Annotated in this window: 5 protein-coding genes; 2 read left to right on the top strand and 3 right to left on the bottom strand. The window is 36.2% G+C overall.

Annotation, left to right across the window (positions count from 1 at the left end; all coding sequences use genetic code 11):
- Nucleotides 1–777: 777 nt before the first annotated feature.
- The gene (locus JGH11_RS19035) at nucleotides 778–1,893 is read right to left on the bottom strand and encodes an acyltransferase (protein ID WP_201114427.1); all 1,116 of its coding nucleotides are present in this window, start codon (nucleotides 1,891–1,893) and stop codon (nucleotides 778–780) included.
- 127 nt (nucleotides 1,894–2,020) lie between these two features.
- Between JGH11_RS19035 and JGH11_RS19030 the strand changes: the two genes are divergently transcribed.
- Nucleotides 2,021–2,893, top strand: a complete 873-nt coding sequence (locus JGH11_RS19030; protein ID WP_201114425.1) for an AraC family transcriptional regulator — start codon at nucleotides 2,021–2,023, stop codon at nucleotides 2,891–2,893.
- Nucleotides 2,894–2,983: 90 nt separating this feature from the next.
- Nucleotides 2,984–3,214 (top strand): hypothetical protein, encoded by a 231-nt coding sequence (locus JGH11_RS19025; protein WP_201114423.1) that lies wholly within the window; start codon nucleotides 2,984–2,986, stop codon nucleotides 3,212–3,214.
- Between the two features lie 18 nt (nucleotides 3,215–3,232).
- On the opposite strand, the gene JGH11_RS19020 is transcribed toward JGH11_RS19025, so the two are convergent.
- Nucleotides 3,233–3,802, bottom strand: a complete 570-nt coding sequence (locus JGH11_RS19020; RefSeq protein ID WP_201114421.1) for a hypothetical protein — start codon at nucleotides 3,800–3,802, stop codon at nucleotides 3,233–3,235.
- 1 nt (nucleotide 3,803) lies between these two features.
- A partial coding sequence (locus JGH11_RS19015) for a polymorphic toxin type 23 domain-containing protein (protein ID WP_236264217.1) occupies nucleotides 3,804–4,726 on the bottom strand: 923 nt, incomplete at its 5' end.

Raw genomic sequence — 4,726 nt, 5'->3', positions numbered from 1 at the left:
AAATTAAATAGTATAAAATAGATACACAATTTTTAATTGTTAAATTTTATCAATATACTAATTTTATATTTATCATCGATAAACAGAATAAGAGTATAAATACGATCTATTATTTTTTATTTTATCTATAATCGAATATTATTTAATTTCTCAAAAGGCTTTACCGTATCTCTCAGGATACACAATATAATACATTAGACCATACACTTAGATATACGCTCACCTATACATTAGACTATACGTTGACCGATACCAATACTAAAGACAAGACAAGACAAGACAAAAGAAAATAAGAATAAGAATAAGAATAAGAAAAAATAAACAAAAAGAATATTTGACGATTGATGGATCAAAAAAAAATATTGATCATTTGTTATGAGAAGGAAATAAATTTATCTATTCCTCGAACCGTATCGAACGAAACAGGGCAAAGGAGGGAGTTAGATAGTGGACAAATAGGTTGAAAAAGCGAGAGCATTAGAGCGATAATGCAAAACGAAGCGAATTGTCGAGAAGAAAGCAGCCGGTGTGAACATGGGAAACGTGCCGAAGATGTCTATTCGTCTTTACTTTTTTTCGAGCCAAAGTGTTCTTTGAAATTCTTAAGCAGAAACGATTTCAGACATGTATACGTTTAATTTATAGAGATATAGAAACAATTTATTGAACTTTTTCGTAACATCAGATGTTAATATTTTGTGTTTTTCATGGTATTAGATTAAAGGTTAATAATGAAGATTGGTTGTCGTGATGACAACCTTTTCTTTTTTCTAATTATCATAAAAATCTCTTTCGCAACCATTCTCTAACCGGAAGATCATAAAACCTCATTGTAAGGTATGCCACCGCAATGGATACAACTGCAACCAACAGACCATATGGCCACGATTGCTCCAAAGTAAGATTATTATTTACCACCCAAGCCATGTATACGTAAACAATAGGGAAATGCGTTATATAGATGGGATATGATATATCTCCAAAAAACTTACATACTTTCGATGCTTTCTTCCCCTGTACCTTACCTCCTGCTCCCAACCATATGACAAAAGGAAATAAGACAATGAGACAGAAACATTCAAAAAGACGATTCCAAAAATTATTATCGCCACCCAAATGTGGTACGGAAAGAAAAACAACCAGAAGCAAGCTTGCCGATAGAAAAGCATTCTTAGTATAACGAAGCTTTCCTATTCGGGCCAATAATAATCCTGCTAAGAATGGAAATGCCAGACGGGTGAAACCGATCCTCATCTGTGTAGGATCATCAATAGACCATCCTCCTATTATATCCCCATTGGGATTGGTAAAGGCATAATGAATCGTAACACATGCCGCTATGGCAACCAGAACCGACAGTACAAGCTTAGTTGTTCTTCGCAAAAAGAGTGCATACACAATATTGGCGATATACTCAAAGAATAGCGACCATGCAGGACCATTCAATGGGTGCATTTCGTTCCATCCCCGAATATCCAATCCTTTGCCTACGGGTATGAGTGTGAAACCAATCAGCATCACCAACAACATCTTCCAGACAGACACCTCGTGTATTCCTCCCCATCCTAAACCTGGAGAGTCTTGAAAATAAAACAACGCGGCACCAATAATGGAACCCACTATAATCATCGGTTGAAGGCGAATGATACGACGTTTGAAAAAGTCTTTCAACGTCATCTTATTCCAACGGTCGTCGTAGGCATAACCAAGTACAAAGCCTGAAAGCAAAAAGAAAAAATCGACAGCTAAATAGCCATGGTTAATAATTTGCTTGGTATGGTCGCCTCCCGAATGAATCTCAAACACATGAAACAAAACGACTAAAATTGCAGCAACCCCCCTCAGTCCGTCGAGAATCTCGTAATGAGGTTTCGAACTTTTTATATCTATCATTACTTTTATTTTTTTTTAAAATCTATTACAGAGCAACAAAAATATATCAAAAAACAATATACATGATTGTATTATATTTTATTACACTTGTCTTATATTTGCATTTTAAGAATGAATATATAAAAAGATGATTAAAAAACTAAAATATACTCATATCCCCCATTTTGAAGAACGATCATTTCACTTCGATCATGTTAAAATATATTGGAACGAACAAATAACATTTCATGAGCAAAAGACATGGGAACTTTCTTATATTATCACCGGAAGCGGAACAAGAATTATAGGCGATATGATAGAGCCTTTTTCCCGAAATGAAATTATATTGATACCGCCCAACATACCTCATTGCTGGTCGTTCGATGAATTGGATGCAGATGAAAACGGTAAAATAGAAAATATAACCATTACTTTCTCCGATCGATTTATAGAGAAATGTGCAAGTACATTTTCTGAATTAGATAGTTACATAAAACGCATACAGCAAAATACTGAGGCAATTGCTTTTGGAGGAAATACCCTGCACGAATTGCAATATCTGCTAAAGGCTATGACAACACAAACGGAAATAGATAGATTGGCTTCGCTTATCAAAATTCTGGCATTAATATCGTCTCCCGAAAACACTAACGCTGTAAGCAAACCAATCGTTGAGGATAAAAAAACGAAAAGGATGCAAAAAATCTTATTGTATATAATGAATAATTATCAAAACCCGATCACGCTGGATGAGATGGCTAAACTCGTCGATCTGGATAGATCATCATTCTGTATCTTTTTTAAAAAAATGGTAGGAAAAACATTCTTTTCGTACTTGATAGAATACAGAATAGAGGCTTCGTGTCAAATGATTACAAAAACAAATATGACAATTTCCGAAATATGCTATGCCAGTGGGTTTAAAGATGTTCCTTATTACAACCGTATATTCAAAAAGATCAAAAATACTACGCCAACTGAATACCGAAATTTACAACTTGCAGCAGCTATCTGCCCCTGATTTAATAAACAAAGACAGTTCAAAACACCTTATTGGCTTTACTGATAAAAAATAACTACCTTTGCCGGCAGTATGAAGAATCGGAAAAATATGAAGCGCTTAATATTCAATCTTATATTCAATAAAAAAACTCTTATCGTTCTCATTGTCATTGGCATAGTAATGATACTAAACCGCTATTCGATTCTGCTCGACTTTCTGTTAGGATTCCTTATACTTGCAGGCACAGTGTTTATCATTTGCGCTCTATTGGCAAATACCAAGGCATTGGATAAGTTAAAAATTATGGCAAGCAAAATACTGGGAAAAGTAGTACGATAAATTTTTCCGTTCAACAGTTTACTCTCCTTTTACAAACCACCGTTTTTTCAACAGAGGGCATTCATCTTTACTCCGTTTAGCCTGAAGCGGATAGAACACAGCTCGTGTTTCACACTCATTCGCTTTAAACGAAGGATAATTAGCCATATAGCCAAGGCTTGTGTTATGCGGATCTACATAATCGCTGATATTTACAATCGATCTGTCGGGCAATATCTTATAATCTCTGAAAATAACACATCCTCCGCCTTCCATACGTAGCACTTGCGTTTTTATCGTATCCCCCTCTACGGCATATACTCCCCAAAGTGGATATTGGCAAACAGTACTTTGCCCTCCCTGTGCGAAACAACTGACTAACTCTGATGATACATCGGTAGCAGTAGCTATCGTAAACAAGCCATCGGGATAAAACATATATACCGAAAAGAAATTCGAATCGCAGCCGAAGGGCGAAACATAACAGCCGTCGATATCGATCAGTTTATCCAAACCTGTATCTTGTGCCCGATAGCGAAGTGTAAAATTCTTAGGGGCACTACATGCCGATAAGATAAGTAAAGACAATATGTATAGTATTTTATTCATCTCAATATAAGGTATATGGCTTATCTACACCAATCTGCAGAAAGTGGTCTTTATAATTTCCTGTATTAAAATCAGGAGTGTTGAAAAACGCTCTGTGCCAACCATTCTGCCCTGCAAATCCTCCCGCCTTGCCACTCAATCCATAACGAAGAATCAGACCATTGGTTGCATAGCCGGCATATATAGGGCTCGAAATTTGTTTTCCTGTCAGGTAAACACCTTTGCTATTGACATACGAAACATCGGTCTGTCCGTTTATATCGGTGGTATATACATTTGTCCCTATCATAAAACCTTTGTAACGAAACTCGAGTGCAGCAGTACGATATCTGTCGTAAACCTTGAATCCTGTAAAAGGAAAAGCAAGAATATCGTCTTCGAAATTGATATTAAAATCGTCGAGATGAAGACTTACTATTCCCGACACTTGTTTATCTCCCTGATAATATTTATTCACATAGTATGTCATTCCATAAAATCCATCGTCAAACCCCACTCCGGCATAAGATGTACCCATACCGAATTTTTGTTTTGCCTGATAAGCATCCGCTCCGACTGTAAACGTCCAGTTATCTATTGTTTGGGAAAACATTAGCCCTGCCCCAAGACGAAGTCCGTTGCGATCGGAAGCTCCTACCGTAAACATAGCGACCAACGATAGAGATATACGAAAACCATTGCTTCGCTCGGGGCCATACGTAAGTGTGGTGAGCCTATCGTTGTCATAACAAACTTTATATTGGGAACAGACCCCACCAACAATAAAAAACAGAACAAACAACAGCATTATACCCTTGCAGAGATAATTGCCGCTTTTTTGTTTTTGCTTCCGAATCATTTTGTATATCCATGTTGATTTTATCAAAAATATTAAACTATTTTCTATTACAATGCAATTATGCGTCTTTTTAGAAAAGATAGGGT

This window comes from Dysgonomonas sp. Marseille-P4677 (assembly GCF_016652235.1).
Classification (GTDB): Bacteria; Bacteroidota; Bacteroidia; order Bacteroidales; family Dysgonomonadaceae; genus Dysgonomonas.
Note: the sequence above shows the minus strand (reverse complement) of the source record. Positions and strands in the feature narration are given on the sequence as shown.

Excerpts from the sequence above, each read along its gene's own strand:
- JGH11_RS19035 (WP_201114427.1), bottom strand. The coding sequence starts at position 1,893 with ATGATAGATATAAAAAGTTCGAAACCTCATTACGAGATTCTCGACGGA.
- JGH11_RS19030 (WP_201114425.1), top strand. The coding sequence starts at position 2,021 with ATGATTAAAAAACTAAAATATACTCATATCCCCCATTTTGAAGAACGA.
- JGH11_RS19025 (WP_201114423.1), top strand. The coding sequence starts at position 2,984 with ATGAAGCGCTTAATATTCAATCTTATATTCAATAAAAAAACTCTTATC.
- JGH11_RS19020 (WP_201114421.1), bottom strand. The coding sequence starts at position 3,802 with ATGAATAAAATACTATACATATTGTCTTTACTTATCTTATCGGCATGT.